A 19511-nucleotide genomic window follows, 5' to 3' on the forward strand; every position below is an offset into this window, starting at 1 on the left:
GAGGCCGCCGCCACTCGCTCCGCCGGCCCGACGGCCAGGCCGGGCAGCGGCCGCCGCGGCGCGGCGAACGGCGCCGGCGCGCGCATCGCCGCCGCCCGCACCGCGGCGGCGCGCGGCGCGGCCATCCGCGGCGCCGCGGGATCGCGGCGGATCGGGCTCGGCCGCGGCGGCAGGTTCAGCCGGTGCGCCTTGCCGACGACCGCGTTCTTCGACACCCCCATCCGGCGACCGATCTCGGCCGTGGACAGCCCCTCCGCCCACAGCGCGCGCAGCGTCTCGATCGCCTCGACCGACCATTCCATGGCAGGTCTCCCTGAGCCCCCAACCACTAGATACGGTAGGGGAACGCGGGCTCTTCACACAAGTTCTGGATGACGGACCGACCGCGAAAAGTTGTGGAAAACCTGCGTCCCTCTCCCCGCCGGGCGCGCGGCGCGGCGTTCCGCAGCGGGCGGCGGCCGGCCGGAGGCCGCCGTCCCGCTCAGAACAGCAGCCCCTTGCGCAGCAGGCCGTGCACGCCCTTCTCGCCGTTCACGGTCTGCGTCACCCGGAAGTCCACCGCGAGCGAGCAGAACTGGTAGGCGTCGGCGGGCGAGAGGTTGGTGCGCGCGACGATGAAGGCGATCATCTCGCGCAACGCCTGCTTCATGGCAAGGTCGAGGTCCTCGTTCATCCCCATGCTGACGTAGTGGGTCGGCGTCTCCGCGCGCGGGAAGCGCAGCACCGGGTCGCGCGGCCCGCCGCCCTTCTCGAGGGTGAGCCGGAAATGCCCGGTCAGGCACATCTCGAGCGCGTTGATGCAGACCTCGCCGTCGCCCTGCACGCCGTGGCCGTCGCCGGCCGAGAACAGCGCGCCCTCGGCCCACACCGGCAGCCACAGCGTCGCGCCCTCGGTGAGCTCCTTGTTGTCGAGGTTGCCGCCGTGCGCGCGCGGCTCCCGGGTGTTGATCTGCCCCCACTCGGGCGGCGGGGCGACGCCCATGACGCCGAAGAAGGGCGCGAGGTGCAGCTCCATCCCGCCCTCCCGCGGACCGAAGGGCAGCCGGCAGGCGCGCCGCTCCCGGTCCACCGGGATGTGCAGCACGCGACGGAAGGGGAAGTCCTCCGGCAGCGTGCCGGCGAGCGGACGGAAGCCGCAATAGCCCCAGTCGGCGCCGAGTTCGATCTTCTCGATGTCCACGCGCAGCGCATCGCCCGGCTCGGCGCCCTCGACCGCGACCGGGCCGGTGATGATGTGCGCGCCGAGCCGCGGACAGGCGGCGTGGATGCGCGGCAGGGCGGGATGGACCGCGAGCCCCGCCTCGCGCGGCGGCATCACCTCCGGCCCGCCGGAGACGCATTCGAGCACGACGAGGTCGCCGGACGCGACCGTGGCCACGGGCGGGAAGGCGGCGTCGAAGGCGCCCCAGCGGACGGTCTCGGGCGTGGCCGGGATGAAGTGGGTCTCGGGCATGGGAGGCCTCCTCGGCGAGAGGGTGACTCGAAAGGCACCGGGAAAGGAAGCGACGGCGCGCGGCGCGCCGACGCGGGTCGCGGCGGCAGGCTCACGGCCGCGATCCGATGCGCTCGTCCAGCACCGCCTGGTCCTCGGGGCAGACGCGCGCGAGGCGGCCGTACTCCGCCCGGGTATCTATCGCGCGGTGGCCGCGCTCGCGCTCCGCGCGCATCGCCGCGAGCGCGGGCTCGATCGCCCGGCGCAGCTGCTCCTGCAGCGCGGCGACCGCGCCCTCCACCTCCGGCGCCCGCGCCGAGGCGCGCGCCGCCCAGGCCTCGGCCGCGGTCCGCAGCCGCTGCGCCGCCGCGCGCAGCGCCCTCCGGTTCACCGCGACGTGGCGCCACTCGTGCGCCAGGACCTCGCGCCAGAGGCAGCCGCCCTCCGGGATCTCGCGCGCGAGGCGGATGACGTGCTCGGCATGCACGAGGTGCAGGGCCACGACCGCGGGCACCGCGCAGACCGGACCGCCGCCGGGGGCGCGGGCGTAGTGCGCCGTGATCTCGCTGCGCCAGTCCACGCGCGAGGTGGTGACCGCGAGGTGATGGACCTGCGCCGTGCGCGGCGTGCGGGTGCGGCCGTGCAGCGCGTCCACGCCGGCATCGCCGAGCAGCGTGGGCTCCGGGTCCTCGACGGCGACGCGCACGCGCGGGGCGCGCGGCGGACAGGCGGGGACGGGCCGTCCCGGCGCCGCGGCCGCCGCCGCGGCGGCAGGCGCCGCCTCGTCCGCCGGCTGCGCGCCCGCCGGCGCGGCCGCGCCCAGCAGCACCGTCGCGAGCGCCGCCCGCGCGGCGCGGGCCGCAGCACCGTGCCGCCCGCCGCTCAGAGCCACCCCTTGCGCCGGAAGTAGTAGATCGGCAGCACCGCCGAGACCACCATCAGCACCAGCGCCAGCGGGTAGCCCAGCTCCCACTGCAGCTCCGGCATCACCTGGAAATTCATCCCGTAGATGCTGGCGATCAGGGTCGGCGGCATCAGCGCGACCGAGACCACGGTGAAGGTCTTGATGATCGCGTTCTGCTCGACGTTGACGATGCCGAGCACCGCGTCGAGCAGGAACTGCGCCTTGTTGTTGAGGAAATTCGCGTGATCGGCGAGGGAACGCACGTCGCGCACCAGGGTCTTGATCAGCCCCTGGTTCTCCTTGCGCACCGCCGCCGCCTTCTCGGCGCCGACGAAGGTGAGGATGCGCGAGAGGCCGAGCAGCGTCTCGGAGGCGCGCGTCGTCACCTCCCCGACCTGGCCGAGCGTGAGCAGCGCGTCCTTGAGGTCCACGTCCTTGACCGTCGCCGCCTTGGTCCGCTCCCGCGCGGTGCGGAAGGCGAGCTGGCTCGCGCGGTCCATCTCGGCGCCGATGCGCTCGAGGATGTCGGCGAGGCGGTCCACCACCTGCTCGAACAGGTGCAGCATCACCGCATCCGGCGAGGCGAGCAGGCCCGGATTGCGCTGCGCCCGCACGGCGAACACCGAGAAGGCCTTGGGCGTGGCGTAGCGCACCGTGACCAGCGTCTCGCCGGTCAGGACGAAGGTGATGGCGGTCGAGCCGTACTCGCCGGTCTCCACCCCGTGCAGGAAGGGCGCGGTGAGGAACAGCGCGTCGCCTTCCCTGTAGAGGCGCGAGGAGCTCTCGATCTCCTGCATCTCCTCGCGCGTCGGGATCTCGACGCCGAGCTCCTGCTGGACGGCGCGCACTTCCTCCGGCGTCGGGCTGACGAGGTCGATCCAGACCGGCCGCTGCGCGACGGCGAGCGCCGCCTCTCCCGGCCGCTCATGCAGCAGGAGCTGCCCGTTCTGCACGGTCCAGGTCGTCATCATGGAGCGGACGGGCTCCCTTGCCGGGGCGGCCGGGCGCTGGCGGGACGGCTTCCGGCCCGGGTCCGCGCCGCATGCCACGCGTTCCGCCCGCGCGCAAGCCGCCCGCCCGGGCCCCGCCGGCGCGGCGCGGCCGTCCCGCTCAGGCGCGCGGGATCAGCTCCGCCCGCCGCGGCGCGCGCCGGCGGCCGGCGGCGCGGCCACGGACCCCGGCGGCCGGCCGGCGTCGAAGCCGAGGAAGCCGATCTCGGGCACCGGCGTCCCGCCATCGCCCGCGAAGAGCCGCGGCTGCGCCGGCTCGCGCGCCTGGCCCTCGGCGATCACGGGCGGCGCCCGGCCGGGCGTCCGCTGCGATGCGAGCACCGGCTGCGCACGGGGCGCGCCGCCGCGGCGCGCATCGGCGGCGCCCCGGCGGTCCTGCGGCGACGGCGCTCCGGCCTCCGGCGGCGGCGGGCCGGCGGGGCCGCGCGCGCTGCCGCCGCGCGCCGAGAGCAGGAAGAAGGCGATCTCGTCGCGCCGCTGGTCCACCGCGGCATCGAGCGGCGTGAGGCCGAGCACGTTGCGCGCGTTGAGGTCCGCCCCGCGCGCCACGGCGTCGCGCGCCGCCGCGAGGTCGCCGCGCGCGATCGCGTCGAACAGCGCCTCGTTGGGCGAAAGGGCCTGCGCCCGCGCCGGGTCGGCCGGGATGGGCTCGGGCGCCCGCCGCCCCGCGAGGCCGGGCAGGGCGGGCGGCGGCGGCCGCCGGTCCCCCTCCGCCGGCGCGTTGGGCCGGAGCGGCTGGCCCGGCGATTGCGCCAGGGCGGACCCGCCGGTGGTGACGGAGACGACCGCCAGCAGGCCGGCGCCGGCGGCGAGGGGCAGGAGGCGGAGCGGTGTGCGCTGCATGGGGCGAAGCTAGCCCCGGCAGCGCCGGCCGGCCAGCGCCCCGCGCCGCGGCCGGGGCCGCTCCGGCCGCGGGAGGGTGGGCGGTGTCCCCGTCCCGGTGGCGGGCGGCGGCGAGCGATGGCGGACAGCAGGGATTCCCGCGGCACGGTCCGGCACCGCGCGGGTCTTCGCAGGCGTGGCCCTCACTCGGGGAGGCCTGCCGCACGCAGGGCGCCGATCATGAGGGCGACAAAGGCCTGGTCGGAAAACAGCGCCCGCACCCGGTCGGCGAAGACGCGGGCGCCCTCGGGCACGGCCTCCCGGTAGGCGGCGGCGGCGGCGGCAAGCGCGTCCTGCCGGCCCAGGCAATGGAGGGCGGCGATGACGGCGCGGTGCTGCGTGGCGCGGCCCGGCTTTTCGCGGACGGCTTGCAGGCCGGCGGCCAACGCGTCTTCGTATCCTCCCACCATGAGATGGGCATAAGCGAGCCCCGAGAGGCAGTACGCCCGTTCGGGGTCCAGCGGGCTCAGGCGAATTGCGCGCCGGAAGTGCGTCATCGCCTCCCTCGGTCTGGCCAGGTAGTTCGATGCCCAGCCGGCGAAGCCGAGGACGAAGGCCGAGTTGGGGTTGATCTCCAGCGCCCGCTCGGCCGCCGCGAGGGTCCTCGCGTGGTCCTGCGCCAGGAAGCCGAAGGTCCGGCCCGCCAGCGCGAGCGCCATCGGATCGTCGTGACCGCAGGCGACGGCCTCCCTGGCGAGACGGACACCCTCCTCCCGGTCGCCCGGCCCGATCCAGCCCTGCTCGTAGCGGTTCGCCTGCGTGAAGGCCGTCAGCGCCTTGGCCAGCGCGAACTCCGGATCGAGGGCCGCCGCGCGCCGGAGCAGCGCGAGCGCCGCCTCGGAGCCTTCGCGCGTCGTCGCATGGACGTGCGGCAGCGCCCGGAGGTAGAGGTCGTAGGCGTCGAGGCTCGTGGTCGGCTTGCGCCGCGCGCGCTCCACCTCCGCGAGCTGCACGCTCGGCTCGACGGCGGAAGCCACGCTCTCCGTCACCCGGTCCTGCAGGCCGAAGAGGTCGGCGAGATCGCCGTCGAAGCGGTCGGCCCAGACGTGCCGCCTGGTCTCCGCCTCGACGAGCTGGGCGGTGATCCGCACGCGCCCGCCGGCCTTCCTGACGCTGCCCTCGAGCACGTACCGGACACCGAGCGCGCGGCCCACCGCGCGGACGTCCGCCATCCGGCCCTTGTAGGTGAAGGCGGAGTTGCGGGCGATCACGCACAGCCAGCGGATGCGCGACAGCGCGGTGGTGATGTCCTCCACCACGCCGTCGGCGAAGTACTCCTGTTCCGGGTCGCCGCCGAGATTGGCGAAGGGGAGCACGACTACCGAGGCGCGGTCGTCCGGCGGCGGCACCGTGCCCTCCCCGGTCGCGAGGGACGCCACGGGATCGCCCGCCCCCGGCGCCTCGACGGCCAGCAGGTAGCCGCGCTTCGGCAGGGTGCGCAGCAGCGGCGCGCCCGCCTCGCCAAGGGCGCGGCGGATCTCGGCGATGCACTGGGTGACGCTGTCGTCGGTGACGAAGACGCCGGGCCAGACCGCCTGCAGCAGCGCCTCGCGCGGCACGAGCCGCCCGGCGTGCTCGGCCAGGTGCCGCAGCACCTCGGCGGACTTCGGCCGAAGCGCGACCTCCTCTCCCTGCGGGCCCCGCAAGGCGCCACGCGCGGCGTCGAGGGTGAAGCCGCCGAAGCGGTAGATCCCGGCCGCCGAGCGGTCCGCCTGCTGCGGACGCGAAGGACACATCCGGTCACGATCCCTTCCGGATGCCGGTGATGCGACACGATCTGCCGGGCGGCTTCCCAGGGTTTCGTGCGGTCCCCGGCCGCCGCTCGCGATTTTTTCACCCCGGCCCCACCCGTTTTTCCGACCCGCCCGCCACGCGGCGCGACGGAAGCGGCGACGGCCCACTCGCGGCATCGCGCCGGATACCGCCGGGACGCCTGTTCTTCGCCGCCGCGGCGGCGTCCCGGGAGGGCCGAAGGCCACGCGCGCGACACGCCCCTTTGCCTGGTGGCCCCTGGCCCCGGCCCCCGCTCCCCTTTCATCGCCGCCCCGTCCGTGTCGGCGCGCGGTCGGCAGCGAGGGAGAAGGCGGCGCCGGTTGCCACCCTCCCCGCCGCGGCGCCGGAGGACGCGAGGGCACGCCGCAACGGCATGTCCGCCTCGGGCCGCGCCGCGGCGGCGCGCGCCCGGGTTCCGGCCGGCGGCGCCCCCGGGGGGATCGAGCGCGGATCGCCGGGGCGGACCCCGCGGCCGCGACGTTTCCCAGGCGATGGCTGGCGCGGGGGCGCCTGACCGGCAGACCGGCGCGAAGGAAGCCGCGGGGCGCCGCCTCACCGCCCCTCGCGCCGCCAGGCCAGGACCAGCGCCCCGAGCACCAGCGGCAGCGCCGCCCAGGGCGGCAGCAGCGGCAGCGCGGCGATGCCCGTCACCGTGTGGTCGTGGTTGCGCCGCAGCCCGATCCAGCCGCTGCCGCTCGCATCCCGCCCGATCCCGACGCGGCGCAGCTCCGGCAGCGCCGGCTCCGCGCCGGTGCCGAGCCAGCGCACCCCGCCTCCGCTCGCCTCGGCGAGCGGGCGCAGCCGGGCGTCGGCGGCGCGCAGGTCGGCGATCTCCAGCGGATTGGCCGCGGCCGCGGCGGCGAAGGCGGTGCGCCGGCCGTCCGTCACCTGCCACACCCCGGGCCGCGCCGCCGGCAGATCGAGCACCCAGCGCCCGCCGGCCGCCGCCCCGCCCGGATGCCGCGTGATCGTCCCGTCCGGGGCGGTGACGGTGAATTCGGGCGGCGGACCGGGCTCGACGCTGCGCCGCTGGACCTGCAGGCGGCCGCCTTCGACGCGGGCGGTGAGGTCCTCCTCCTCCAGCTCCGGCTCCTTCATCAGCCAGTGGGCGATGCGGCGCAGCAGCTCCTGGTGCGGCCCCCCGCCGTCATGGCCGCGCGCCCAGAGCCAGATGTGGTCGGAGAGCATCAACGCGACGCGCCCCTCGCCGACCCGGTCGAGGATCAGCAGCGGATCGCCCTCCGGCGTCTCCATCACCGGCAGGCCGGCGCGCGGCTCGGCGCGCAGGTAGCGGTACCAGCGGCCCCAGCCCGGCCCGGCCCCGGCGGGCGGCGCGCCCCCCTCGCGCGGCGGCGCCGCGCCGGGCAGACCCTCGGTGACCGGGTGCCGCTGCCCGGCCTCGCTGACCCGCGGGCGGAAGGGGGCCTCGACCACCGCCGCGGCGCCCCCGGCGGGCCGCGCCGGCAGCACCTGGCCGAGCGGCGTGGCGGCGAGGCTGACCGGGCCGGTGAACTCGGGCCCGACCGCGACCAGCAGCGCGCCGCCGCCGCGCACGTAGTCGGCGATGTTGCGCAGATAGACCGGCGGCAGGATGCCGCGGTTGGCGAAGCGGTCGAAGACGATCAGGTCGAACTCGCGCAGCTTCACCTGGAACAGCTCGCGCACCGGGAAGGCGATCAGCGCCAGCTCGTTGAGCGGCGTCAGGTCGTCCTTCTCCGGCGGGCGCAGGATGGTGAAGTGGACGAGGTCCACGTTCGGGTCGGCCTTGAGGATGCGGCGCCAGGTGCGCTCCCCCGGGTGCGGCTCGCCGGAGACGAGCAGCACGCGCAGCCGGTCGCGCACGCCGTGGATGGTCACGACCTGGCGGTTGTTGAGCTCCGAGACCTCGCCCGGCCGCGGCTCGGCGGCCAGCTCGACCACGGTCGGACCGCCGCGCTCGATCGGGATGGCGATGCGGTGCTCGCGGCCGATCGGCACGCTCTGCTGGCGCGGCGCCTGGCCGTCGCGGCGGATGGCGAGGCGCACCGCCCCGGCGGGATTCGCCACGCCGAGATCCTCGACGACGACGCGCAGCTCGACGCTGCGGCCGACGATGCCGTAGCCCGGCGCCTCGATCACGCGCACGCGCCGGTCGGTCTCGCCGGGGCGGCCGGGGAGCAGGACGTGGAAGGGCGCATCGAGCGCCGGCCGCGCCGGCACGTCGTGCACCTGCCCGTCGGTCAGCGCGATCACGCCGGCGAGGCGCGCGCGGGGGATGTCGGCGAGCGCGCGCTCGAGCGCGGCGAACAGGCGCGTGCCCTGGGTGCCGCCCTCCGGCACGGCGACGGTGCGGACCTCGAGCTCCGGCAGGCGCGCGGCGCGGGCCTCGAGCGCGGCGCGGGCCGCCTCGATCTGCGCGGCGCGCGGGCCGAGCCGGGCGGATTCGCTCCGGTCCACGACCAGGAGCGCGATGTCGGGCCGCGTCTCGCGCGTCTCCTCGACGAGGCGCGGATTGGCCAGCGCGAGCAGCAGCAGGGCGAAGGCGGCGACGCGCCAGGCCGCGCCGCGCGCGCGCCGCCACAGCCCGGGGGCGAGGGCCAGCAGCCCGAGCGCGCCGAGCGCGACGAGCAGCCAGAGCGGCAGGACGGGGGCGAAGTCGAGCCCGGCGATGGCCTGGCGCATGTCAGCGGGCCTCCGCCCAGGCGAGGCGCGCGCCGAAGCCGAGGAAGGCGGCGCCTGCGGCCGCGTTCACGCCGCGCGCGGCCCGCCGGTACGCCGCCGCCGCGCGCGGCCCCGCGAGCAGCCCGGCGAGCAGCGCATACCAGGCGAAGGTCGTGCCCGCGAAGACGAGGACGAGCGCCGCGCCCTCGGCGACGCCCGCATGCCGCGGCAGCGCCACCGCGAACAGGCTGCCGAACAGCGCCGCCGCCTTCGGGTTGGCGAGGTTGGTGAGCAGGCCCCGGCGGTACGCGCGCGCCACTGCGGAGCCGACCCGCGCGGCGTCCGCGCGGATCGCGAGCCCGGCGGCCGCCGGCGCGTCCCCGCCCTGCCACGCCGCGCGCAGCATCCGCGCGCCGGCGAGGACAAGATAGGCCGCGCCGGCGAGCGCGAGGAGCCGATGCAGCCACCCCGCCTGGGCGAGAAGGAGCGCGAGCCCGGACAGCGCCGCCGCCCAGGCCGCGATTCCGGTCGCCACGCCCGCGGCGCAGGCCGATCCCGCCCGGCGCCCGCCCGTCACCGCCGCATGGGAGACGGCGAGCGTATCGGGCCCCGGCGTCGCCAGCGCGACCAGCCAGACCGGAAGGAGCAGGGCGAGCTGCGCGTCCACCGCCTTCAATTCCCCAGCCGCTCGAGGATCGCCGGCACGTGCACCTGGTCGCCCTTGTAGTTGCCGGTCAGCGCGTACATCACGAGGTTCACGCCGAACCGGTAGGCCAGCGTGCGCTGCCGCGCCCCGCCGGGGATCGCCGCGTAGGGGTTGTTCCCCCGCGAGTCGATCGCCCAGGCGCCGGCCCAGTCGTGCCCGCCGACGATCACCGGCGAGACGCTGTCGTTGGCGCGGTCCACCTCGCGCGCCACCCACACCGTGCCGCCGGCGAAGCGCCCCGGCAGCTCCGAGAGCAGGTAGAAGGCGCGCCGGAGCACGTGGTCCTCCGGCACCGGCGCGAGCGGCGGGATGGCGAGATCGCGCGTGACGCGCCGCAGCGCCGCCCGCGCGCCGGGCGCGAAGCCCTCGCCGGAGCCCTCGCTCCGCGTGTCGAACAGGATGATGCCGCCGTGGCGCATGAAGGCGTTGAGCGCCTCGACGGCGCGCGCGTCCGGCTGCGGCGCGTCGGGCGTCACGGCCCAGTAGAGCAGCGGGTAGAAGGCGAGGTCGTCGCGCCCCGGCACCACCGCGACCGGCTCGGCGAGCGCCGCCGCGGTGCGGCGGTTGACGTAGTCGGAGAGGCCGACCAGGCCGCTGCGCACGATCTCGTCCACCGCCGCGTCGCCGGTCGCGACATAGGCGAGGCGCGTGGCGAGCGCCGCGGCGCCCTCGGGCTCCGGACCGCCGGGGACGCGCTGTGCCTGGACCGGCGCGGCGGGCGCGAGCAGCGCGAGCAGCAGCACGGCCGCGCCCGCCCGGGCGGCGGCGCGGCGCGGGGCGGACAGCAGCCCGCGCAGCCCCAGCGAGACCAGCATGTCGAGCGCGAGTAGCAGGAAGGCGGCGGCGAGCAGCCACGGGCCGAGGTCGCGCTCGGCCGGGAGGCCGCCGATGGGAAGGAGTGCCGCGCCCGCCGGCGGCGGCGCGGCGCGCAGCGGCGGCAGCCCCGCGGTCAGGTTCAGCGCGCGGCGGTAGGTCGCCTCGCCCTCCTGCGCCGGCGTCCCGTACCAGCCCGGTGGGTGGCGCGGCGAGGCCGCGATCGCCTCGATGCGGTTGGCCGGCAGCGCCGCCGCCGCGGGCGGGGCGGGGCCGAGCCGCCCGAAGCCGTCGAGCGTCTCGAGCGGGGCGAGCGGCTGCTCGCCTTCCACCCCCGCCACGCCGGCCGAGAGCGCGACGATCCGCCGCAGCATCTCGACGAACAGGCCGGAGAGCGGCAGGTTCGACCACTCGGCGTTGGCCGTGACGTGGAACAGCACGATCCGTCCCGCGCCGCGGGCATCGGCCGTCACCAGCGGCGTGCCGTCGGCGAGCCGCGCCCAGCTCCGCTCGGCGAGCCGCGGCGCGGGCTCGGCGAGCACCTGGCGCTCGACCGTCACCTCCTCGGGCACCGGCAGGCCGGCGAAGGGCGAGTGGTCGGGGAAGGCGGCGAGACGCTGCGGCTGCTCCCAGGACAGCGCGCCGCCGAGCTGCCGCTCGCCCGCGCGCAGCGCCACCGGCAGCAGCGGGTCCGGCCGCTCGGCGAGGCGCGGCCCGGCGAAGCGGACCAGCGTGCCGCCCTCGCGGACGAAGCGCTCGAGCCGCTCGCGCTCGGGCCCCTCCGGCACGGTGCGGTCGGCCAGCACCAGAACCGCGACGCGGCGGGCGAGGATCTGGTCGAGCGCGCCGCGCCGGATCTCCGTGAAGGGCGCGAGCGCCCGGTCGAGGTAGAACAGCTCGCCGATCAGGGGGGCGTCCGCCGTGCCCTCGCCGCCCGCGACCAGCCCCACCGGGCGGCGGCGGAAGCGTTCGTCGAGCAGCACCACGCCGGCCGCGCCGGCCGGCTCGTCGAGCTCGAGCCGCACCACCTGGTTGCGGATCTCGAGCGGCAATTCGAGCGCCGCCCGCCCCTCCGCCGCGCCGGCCGCGATCGGCACCGCGGCGCGGGCGAGCACCCGCCCGTCGCCGGTGCGCGCCAGCACCGCCGCCTCCGCATCCGCCGCGATCGGGATCTGCTGCACCGTCACGCCGAGCCGGTCGGCCTCCGCGCTCGGCGGGGCGAGGCGCCGCACCGGCCGGCCCTCGGCCCGCGCCACGGTGAGCGGCCCGGCCTCGGCGAGCGCGGCGGCGAGCGGGGCGAAGCCCTCCGGCGCGCCCGCGGGCGCGTGCTCGACGCCGTCGGTGACGAACAGGCTCTCGAAGCCGCCCGGATGCGCCTCGCGGAAGCGCCGCAGGGCGGCGAGCGCGGCGGCGCGGTCGGGCGCCCAGGGCTTCGGGCGCAGCGCGGCGAGACGCGCGCGCAGCTCCTCGGCCGGCATCAGCGCGCTCACCGCCGGCGGCGCGCCGGTCTCGGCGGGCGCGGTGGCGAGCAGCGCGGCGCGGCGGCCCTCCCGTCCGGCGCGCTCCACCGCGGCGGCGGCGGCGGCCATGCGCGCCGGCCAGTCCGGCGCGGCGGCCCAGCCGTCGTCCACCACGACGAGCAGCGGCGCCGCCCCGGCCGCCACGCCCGTCCCGGCCCCGGGCCCCAGCACCGGCCGGGCGAGCCCGAGCACCACCAGCGCGGCGGCGAGGATGCGGAGCGCGAGCAGCCACCAGGGCGTGCGCGCGGGCGTCTGCTCGACGGCCGGCAGGTCGCGCAGCAGGCGGATCGGCGGGAAGACCTGGCGCCGCGGCGCCGGCGGGGTGACGCGCAGCAGCCACCACAGCAGCGGCAGGGCCGGCAGCGCGAGCAGCAGCCAGGGGGCCGCGAAGGCGACGGGGCCTAGCGAGAGCATCGGGGGGAGCGGCGCATCGTTTCAAGCATACCGCACGGCCTCGCGCCTTTTGCATACGGTTTCGCGCCCCGGGGCGCGGCAAGGACCGGAAGACCCGGGGTTCCGGGCATGTGGGGTGCGGCACGGCACCGCGCACGCCCCGCACGGCCATGCGGTGCGCCCCGGCGCCACCCGCACCGGCTTCCGCGGGCCGCCCCGCGCACGGCGCAAACGGCACCGGCGCCGCCCGGGTTCATCCTTGCGGCGCGAGCGCCAGCCACAGGGCGAGCAGCGCCGCCTCCGGCGGCTGGTCGGTGTGGTGGACGGCGAAGCCCCACCCCACCCCCGCCGCGATCGCCATGAGGCCGGCGCGGTGCTGCGCCAGCCGCTCGGCGTAGAGGGCGCGCACCCCCTCGACGCGCGGCACCAGCACCGGCTCCTCCCCCGTCCGCGGCGCGGCGAGGCCCTCGAAGCGGACCCGCCCCGCATAGGGCAGCGTCTCCTCGGCGGGGTCGAGGACCTGCACCAGATGGCCGCGCACCGGCCGCGCGGCGAGGGCGGCGACGGTGCGGCTCACTTCCTCGAGCGGCGCGAGGAAGTCGCCGAACAGCACGACGCGGGCGTGGCGCGGGATGGCGGCGTCCGCCGGGGCGGCATCGTGCCGGGCGAGCGATTCGGCGAGCGCGGGCAGCGCCCCGCGCCCGGCGAAGGCGCGCCGGTCGGGGCTCGGCAGCAGCCGGACGCGCTCGCCGCCGCGCAGCAGCAGGGCGGCGAGGGCGAGCAGCAGCAGCTCCGCCCGCTCCCGCTTGGTCGCGGCGGAGAGATGGGAGCGCCAGCGCATCGTCTCGCCCGGCTCGCGCCAGAGGGCGACGGTCTGCGCCGCCTCCCATTCCGTCTCGCGCACGAAGAGGCGATCGGACCTGGCGCTCTGCCGCCAGTCCACGCGGCTCGAGGGATCGCCCGGCACGAAGGGGCGGAACTGCCAGAAGGCGTCGCCGGTGCCGGCGCGCCGGCGGCCGTGCACGCCCTGCATGACCGTCGCCGCCACCCGTTCCGCGGCGACGACGAGCGGCGGCAGGGCGGCGCCGAGCGCCTCGGCGCGCGTCGCGGCGGCGCCGCTCACCGGCCGCCCCCCGCGGGCCGCGGCCGGGCCCCGCGCCGCGACGCGGCTACTTCGAGAAGAGATACTTGAGCAGCGCCGCGATCCCGAGAACCACGAGAACGAGCAGGAGCAGCCAGAGCAGCCCCATCCCGCCCATCATCCAGCCCGCCCAGCCGTCCCAGTCGCCGTGGTGCATCATGGCCTTCGCTCGTCCTCCGCCCTGCGCCGCCCCCCGCGGGCGCCCCCGGACGGCGCGCGCCCTGGCCGGGCCGCATCACCCGAGCTGCCCCTTCAGCGTCTCGATCACCTCGGCGATGCGCACGCCGTCGGCGCGCGCGGTGAAGGTCAGCGCCATGCGGTGGCGCAGCACCGGCTCGGCGAGCGCGGCCACGTCGTCCACGCTCGGCGCGAGGCGGCCGTCCAGCACCGCGCGGGCGCGCGTCGCCAGCATCAGCGCCTGCGCCGCGCGCGGTCCCGGCCCCCAGGCGAGGTGCCTGCGCACCGCCTCGATCCCCGAGGTCTCCGGCCGCGCCCCGCGCACCAGGCGCAGGATCGCCTCCAGCACCTGCTCGCCGACCGGGATGCGCCGGATCAGCGCCTGCGCCGCGATCAGCTCCGCCCCGGTCATGGCCTGCACGGGCTGCGCCTCGCGCGCGCCGGTGGTGGCGAGCAGCATCGCCCGCTCCGCCGCCTCGTCCGGATAGGGCACCTCGACCTCGAGCAGGAAACGGTCGAGCTGCGCCTCGGGCAGCGGGTAGGTGCCCTCCTGCTCGATCGGGTTCTGCGTCGCGAGCACGTGGAAGGGCGCGGGCAGGGCGTGGATCTCGCCGCCCACCGCCACCCGGCGCTCCTGCATCGCCTGCAGGAGCGCCGACTGCGTGCGCGGCGAGGCGCGGTTGATCTCGTCGGCCATCAGCAGCTGGCAGAACACCGGGCCGCGCAGGAAGCGGAAGGAGCGGCGCCCGTGGGCGTCCTCCTCCAGCACCTCGGAGCCGAGGATGTCGGCCGGCATCAGATCGGGCGTGAACTGCACGCGCCGCGCATCGAGCCCGAGCACGACGCCGAGCGTCTCGACCAGCTTGGTCTTGCCGAGGCCGGGCACGCCGACCAGCAGCACATGCCCGCCGGAGAGCAGGGTGACGAGGCTCTGCTCGATCACCGCCTGCTGGCCGAAGATCACGCGCCCGATCGCCTCGCGCACCCGCGCGAGGCGGGCGCCGAGCGCCTCCACCTCCGCGACCAGGCGCGCCGGGTCGGAATTCGCCGGGCCTTCCCGCTCCGCCGCCACTTCAACCATGCCGGGCACGCTCCCTATATTGCCCCCGTCGCCGCCGGACGACACCCCAAGGAACCGGGGAGGCGGCGGGTTCCCGGCGGAGCCGGCAAACCATCGTGCAAGGGCGCGGGCAGCCTATGACTCTCGGGCACGCGGAGAAAGCGGTGAATCACGGCGCAACGACCCCGGCCGCGCGGCGCTCCGAGCCTCCTCCGCCAGCCGCCAGGCCGCCCGGCCGGCCGGCAGCGGGCCCGCCCCGGGCAAGGCACGATCACGGCACCTTCGCCATCCGCATCGCCCGCGACGGCACCTGGTACTACCGCGGGAGCCCCATCAACCGGAAGGAGCTGGTCTGCCTGTTCGCCTCCGTGCTGCGGCGCGAGGCGGACGGCAGCTACGTGCTCGAGACGCCCGCCGAGCGCGGCCGCATCGAGGTCGAGGACGCCCCCTTCGTCGCCGTCGAGATGTGGTGGCACGAATGCGCGGGGCGCAGCTGCGTCAGCTTCCGCACCAATCTCGACGAGATCGTCACCGCCGACGCCGACCACCCGATCCGGGTCGCGGTGGATCCGGTGAGCCGCGAGCCGCGCCCCTACGTCACCGTCCGCCCCGGGCTCGAGGCGCGCATCACCCGCGCCGTGTTCTACGAGATGGTGGCCCGCGCCCGCCCCGAGCGCATGGCGGACGGGCGCGAGGTGCTCGGCCTGTGGAGCGAGGGGGTGTTCTTCCCGATCGACGAGGTCCCGCCCCCCGAGCCGGCAGCGGCGCCCCTGGCCCCCGCCGGCGCCGCGCCGTAGAAGCCCGGCAGGTGGAAGCGGCCGCGGAGGAAGCGGGCCCGGTCCGGGACCGTTCGGGCATGACGCCGTCGGAGATCATCGCGCGCCTGCGCGACGCCGAGGCGCTGGCGCGCGCCGCGCCGACGCAGAGCGACCTGCTCGACCCCGGGCTGCTGGCCGAGGGGCGGCTGCGCCCGGCCGCGGTGCTGATCCCGATCGTGGTCCATCCCGAGCGGCCGACGGTGCTGCTGACCCTGCGCGCGGCGCACCTCAACGCCCATTCCGGCCAGGTCGCCTTCCCCGGCGGCCGGATCGAGCCCGGCGAGACGCCGGAGGCCGCGGCGCTGCGCGAGGCGGCCGAGGAGGTCGGGCTTGACCCCCGCCTGCCGGAGATCGTCGGCCGGCTGCCGGACCATCTCACCGGCACCGGCTTCCGGGTGACGCCGGTGGTCGGCCTGGTGCGGCCGCCGCTCGCCCTCACCCCCGACCCGGCGGAGGTCGCGCTCGCCTTCGAGTACCCGCTGGCGACCGTGCTCGACCCCGCGGCGCCCCAGCGGCGGCGTTCGGAGTTCCGCGGCCGGGTGCGGGAGTACTGGGTCTGGCCGCATCCGCACCACACCATCTGGGGCGCGACGGCGGCGATGCTCGTCAACCTCGCGCGCGTGCTGCGGGCATGACATCCTCGGCGCCCGGCCGGCAGGCGCGGCCGGACGCGGGCGGACGGCCGTCGTGGGATACCTGATCGAGATCCTGCTGTTCCTGGTGCCCTTCGCGGCCTTCTGGCTGTGGCGGCGCTACTGGCCGGGCGCCGAGCCCTCGACGGTGCTGCTGGTGGCGACGGCGCTCGCCGTGCTGGTCGGGATCGGCGGGGCGGTCTGGTACGGGCTCTCGCGCAGTGCGGACCGCGGCATGGCCTACGTCGCGCCGCGCTGGAGCGGCGAGCGCGAGGACATCGAGCCCGGCCGCGCCGAGCCGGGGCGCGCCGCCGCGCCGCCGCGGCGGCCCGCCCCCGCGCAGGCGCCGCTCACCCGCCGCTCGGACCCCGCGGCCCCGGCGCCGGACCCGCGGCCGTGAACGGGACCGGACCGGCGGACGCGGCGGGGCCGCCCGGCGAAGCCGCCGCCCCCGCCGACGACCCGCCGCAGGCGCGCCTCGTGCCGCCGCCGGAATTCCTCTCCTGGCCGACGCCGCGCGCGGTGCTCGCGGCCCTGCCCGGCGCGCGCGCGGTCGGGGGCTGCGTGCGCGACGCGCTCGCCGGTCTGCCGGTGCACGATGTGGACGTCGCCGCCCCCCTGCCGCCCGAGACCATCGCCGAACGGCTGCGCGCCGCCGGGCTCAAGGTGTTCGAGACCGGCCTCGCCCACGGCACCGTGACCGCGGTGCTCGACCGCCAGCCGGTGGAGGTGACGAGCCTGCGCCGCGACGTCGCCACCGACGGCCGGCACGCCACCGTGGAATGGACCACCGACTGGCGCGCCGACGCGGCGCGGCGGGACTTCACGATCAACGCCATGTCGCTCTCGGCCGAGGGCGACCTCTGGGACTATTTCGGCGGGCGCGACGACCTCGCGCGCGGCGTGGTGCGCTTCGTCGGCGACCCCGCGACGCGGCTCGCCGAGGACTACCTGCGCGCGTTGCGCTTCTTCCGCTTCCACGCGCGCTACGGCCGCGGCGCCCCGGACCCGGCGGCGGTGGCGGCGATCCGCGCCGCGGTGCCGGGCCTCGCGCGGCTCTCGGCCGAGCGGGTGTGGATGGAGCTGAAGCGGCTGCTGGAGGCGCCGGACCCCTGCGACGCCCTCGCGCTGATGGCGGAGACCGGCGTGCTCGGCGCCGTGCTGCCGGAGGTGGTGGAGGGCGGGCGCGTGCCGCGCCTCGAGGCGCTCAGGCGGCTGATCGCGCGCGGCCTGCCGCCCGACCCGGTGCTGCGCCTCGCCGTGCTGGTCGGCGAGAGCGCGCCGCGCCGGATCGGCGAGCTCGCCGCACGGCTGCGCCTGTCGGGCGAGGAGCGCGACCGGCTGGCGCGGCTGCTGGTGGACGGCGGCGAGGCGCCGCCGGAGCCCGGGCTCGACGACGACGGCCTCAGGCGCCTGCTGGCGCTGCGCGGCCCGGACGCGGTGGACGTGCTGTGGCTGGCGGAGGCGCGGGACGGGCGCGACCGCGCCGCCGACCGCGCGCGCGCGGCGGCGATGCCGGCGCCGGCGTTCCCGCTGACCGGGGCCGACGTGCTCGCGCTCGGCATCCCCGAGGGGCCGCGCGTCGGCGCGCTGCTCCGCGCCGTCCGCGACCGCTGGCTGGCCGGCGGATGCACCGCCGACCGCGCGACCTGCCTCGCCTGGCTGCGCGAACTGGCCGGGCCGGGGGCGGTCTGATATCGCCCCGCGCATGGCCGCCACCCCCTTCGCCCACCCCTCCTCCCGCGCCCTCCTGCTCCGCCTGTGGCGCGGCTACGTCGCGCGCCACGGCCGGCGCATCCTGCTCGCCCTGGCCTGCACCGCGGCGCTCGCCGGCCTCACCGCGCTCTACCCGATCGTCATCCAGCAGGCCTTCGACCGCTTCCGCGCCGACGACCCCGCGGTGGTCTGGCTGCTGCCGCCGCTGATCGTCGCCCTCACCTCGGCCAAGGCGCTGGCGCAGTACGGCCAGGCGGTGACGGTGCAGTCCATCGTGCTGCGCGTGATCGAGGGGCTGCAGAACGACCTGTTCCGCGCCCTGACGCGCGCCGACCTCGCCGCCGTGGCGCGCGAGGCCCCGGCGCGCCACGCCGCGCGCTTCACCACCGACGCCGGCCTGATCCGCGAGGCGCTGACCAAGGCGATCAACGGCGTCGCCGACGCGCTGACGGTGATCGGCCTGGTCGGCTCCATGCTGTGGCTCGACTGGCAGCTCGCCCTGCTCGCGGCGCTGCTCTACCCGGTGGCGGCGGTGCCGATCCTGAAGCTCGGCCGGCGCATCCGCCATGCCTCCTCCGGCATGCAGGACCGGGTCGGCGAGACCGCCGCGCTGCTGACCGAGAGCTTCGCCGCCGCGCGGGTGGTGCGCGCCTATCGGCTGGAGGCGCAGGAGGAGGCGCGCGCCGCGCGCGCCTTCGCCCGCCTGCGCGAGTCGCTCTTCGCCATCGCCCGCACGCGCGCGCGCGTGGACCCGGTGCTGGAGGCGCTGGGCGGCGTGGCGGTCGCCGCGGTGCTCGGCTTCGTCGGCTGGCGCGTGGCCTCGGGCGCCGGCACGATCGGCCAGTTCACCGGCTTCGTCGCGGCGCTGCTGATCGCCGCGCGGCCGGTGCGGGCGCTGGGATCGCTCAACGCCGCGCTGCAGGAGGGGCTCGCCGGCCTCGCGCGGGTGTTCGGCGCGGTGGACGAGCGCCCGCGCATCGTCGAGGCGCCGGGCGCGGCGCCGCTGCCCGCGGGGCGCGGGCGGATCGAGTTCGACCGCGTCGGCTTCACCTACGAGGGCGTGCCGGAGGCCGCGCTCGCCGGCCTCTCCTTCGTCGCCGAGCCGGGCCAGACGGTGGCCCTGGTCGGCCCCTCCGGCGCGGGGAAGTCCACCGCGCTCGCGCTGGTGCCGCGCCTCTACGACGCGACCGAGGGCGCGGTGCGGGTGGACGGCGCCGACGTGCGGTCGGTGACGCTCGCCTCGCTGCGCGACGCCATCGCCTATGTCGGCCAGGACGCGGTTATCTTCGACGACACGGCGCGCGCCAACATCGCCTGCGGCCGCCCCGGCGCGACGGAGGCCGAGATCGAGGCCGCGGCGCGCGCCGCCGCCGCGCACGACTTCATCATGGCGCTGCCCGAGGGCTACGCGACGCCGCTCGGCCCGGGCGGCGGGCGGCTCTCCGGCGGGCAGCGGCAGCGCATCGCGCTCGCCCGCGCGCTGCTGCGCAACCCGCGCATCCTGCTGCTCGACGAGGCGACGAGCGCGCTCGACGCCGAGAGCGAGGCGCTGGTGCAGCAGGCGCTGGCCCGGCTGCGCGCGGGGCGGACGACGCTGGTGATCGCGCACCGGCTCTCCACCGTGCGCGACGCGGACCGCATCGTGGTGATGGAGAACGGCCGCGCGGTCGAGCAGGGCCGCCACGCGGAGCTGATGGCGGCGGGCGGACTCTACGCGCGCCTGGTGCGCACGCAGGCCTTCGCCGGAGGGGAGGCGGAGCGGGTGGCCTAGGTCCTGAACCCAAACTGCTGGACGCGACGGGCTGGGATCTGATTCAAGTTCCCTGCTGGACGGGAGCTTGGCATGTCGCGGTTCGATCTGAGTGAGGCGGAATGGCGGATCATCGAGCCTCTG

Annotated in this window: 17 protein-coding genes; 5 read left to right on the forward strand and 12 right to left on the reverse strand. The window is 77.3% G+C overall.

Annotated elements, in window-relative coordinates:
• The 12 genes from K1J50_RS16345 to K1J50_RS16395 all read right to left on the reverse strand — a co-directional run.
• Window positions 1-302 (reverse strand): GcrA family cell cycle regulator (locus K1J50_RS16345; protein ID WP_220118835.1); only part of this gene is annotated, 302 nt, incomplete at its 3' end.
• A 179-nt stretch (window positions 303-481) separates the two neighbouring features.
• Window positions 482-1453: an acetamidase/formamidase family protein gene (locus K1J50_RS16350; RefSeq protein WP_220118836.1), complete on the reverse strand. Its 972-nt coding sequence runs from the start codon at window positions 1451-1453 to the stop codon at window positions 482-484.
• Between the two features lie 91 nt (window positions 1454-1544).
• Window positions 1545-2324 (reverse strand): hypothetical protein, encoded by a 780-nt coding sequence (locus tag K1J50_RS16355; protein ID WP_220118837.1) that lies wholly within the window; start codon window positions 2322-2324, stop codon window positions 1545-1547.
• A complete protein-coding gene (corA, locus tag K1J50_RS16360; RefSeq protein WP_220118838.1) occupies window positions 2315-3307 on the reverse strand; it encodes a magnesium/cobalt transporter CorA in 993 nt (330 codons plus the stop codon). Before corA ends, K1J50_RS16355 begins: the two co-directional genes overlap by 10 nt.
• Window positions 3308-3460: 153 nt before the next feature.
• Window positions 3461-4189, reverse strand: a complete 729-nt coding sequence (locus K1J50_RS16365) for an ankyrin repeat domain-containing protein (RefSeq protein ID WP_220118839.1) — start codon at window positions 4187-4189, stop codon at window positions 3461-3463.
• Between the two features lie 182 nt (window positions 4190-4371).
• The gene (locus K1J50_RS16370; RefSeq protein WP_220118840.1) at window positions 4372-5964 is read right to left on the reverse strand and encodes a winged helix-turn-helix domain-containing tetratricopeptide repeat protein; all 1593 of its coding nucleotides are present in this window, start codon (window positions 5962-5964) and stop codon (window positions 4372-4374) included.
• Window positions 5965-6553: 589 nt separating this feature from the next.
• Window positions 6554-8662 (reverse strand): hypothetical protein, encoded by a 2109-nt coding sequence (locus tag K1J50_RS16375; RefSeq protein ID WP_220118841.1) that lies wholly within the window; start codon window positions 8660-8662, stop codon window positions 6554-6556.
• Window position 8663: 1 nt separating this feature from the next.
• Complete coding sequence (locus K1J50_RS16380) at window positions 8664-9308, reverse strand: LysE family transporter (protein ID WP_220118842.1); 645 nt, start codon at window positions 9306-9308, stop codon at window positions 8664-8666.
• Between the two features lie 5 nt (window positions 9309-9313).
• Window positions 9314-12094, reverse strand: a complete 2781-nt coding sequence (locus tag K1J50_RS16385; protein ID WP_220118843.1) for a DUF4159 domain-containing protein — start codon at window positions 12092-12094, stop codon at window positions 9314-9316.
• A 232-nt stretch (window positions 12095-12326) separates the two neighbouring features.
• Complete coding sequence (locus K1J50_RS16390) at window positions 12327-13196, reverse strand: DUF58 domain-containing protein (protein WP_369413629.1); 870 nt, start codon at window positions 13194-13196, stop codon at window positions 12327-12329.
• Window positions 13197-13242: 46 nt separating this feature from the next.
• A complete protein-coding gene (locus K1J50_RS19245; protein WP_255575372.1) occupies window positions 13243-13374 on the reverse strand; it encodes a hypothetical protein in 132 nt (43 codons plus the stop codon).
• 75 nt (window positions 13375-13449) lie between these two features.
• Window positions 13450-14472, reverse strand: a complete 1023-nt coding sequence (locus tag K1J50_RS16395; RefSeq protein ID WP_220118844.1) for an AAA family ATPase — start codon at window positions 14470-14472, stop codon at window positions 13450-13452.
• A gap of 143 nt (window positions 14473-14615) precedes the next feature.
• On the opposite strand from K1J50_RS16395, the gene K1J50_RS16400 reads away from it, so the two are divergent.
• The 5 genes from K1J50_RS16400 (at window position 14616) to K1J50_RS16420 (ending at window position 19388) form a co-directional block, all read left to right on the forward strand.
• A complete protein-coding gene (locus K1J50_RS16400; protein WP_369413630.1) occupies window positions 14616-15248 on the forward strand; it encodes a DUF1285 domain-containing protein in 633 nt (210 codons plus the stop codon).
• A 59-nt stretch (window positions 15249-15307) separates the two neighbouring features.
• Complete coding sequence (locus K1J50_RS16405; RefSeq protein ID WP_220118846.1) at window positions 15308-15904, forward strand: CoA pyrophosphatase; 597 nt, start codon at window positions 15308-15310, stop codon at window positions 15902-15904.
• 52 nt (window positions 15905-15956) lie between these two features.
• Complete coding sequence (locus K1J50_RS16410) at window positions 15957-16301, forward strand: hypothetical protein (protein WP_220118847.1); 345 nt, start codon at window positions 15957-15959, stop codon at window positions 16299-16301.
• Window positions 16302-16381: 80 nt separating this feature from the next.
• Window positions 16382-17596, forward strand: a complete 1215-nt coding sequence (locus tag K1J50_RS16415) for a CCA tRNA nucleotidyltransferase (protein WP_220118850.1) — start codon at window positions 16382-16384, stop codon at window positions 17594-17596.
• Window positions 17597-17609: 13 nt separating this feature from the next.
• Window positions 17610-19388 (forward strand): ABC transporter ATP-binding protein, encoded by a 1779-nt coding sequence (locus K1J50_RS16420; protein ID WP_220118848.1) that lies wholly within the window; start codon window positions 17610-17612, stop codon window positions 19386-19388.
• Window positions 19389-19511: the final 123 nt, after the last annotated feature.

Origin of the sequence: Caldovatus aquaticus, from assembly GCF_019458025.1 — a bacterium.
GTDB lineage: Bacteria > Pseudomonadota > Alphaproteobacteria > Acetobacterales > Acetobacteraceae > Caldovatus > Caldovatus aquaticus.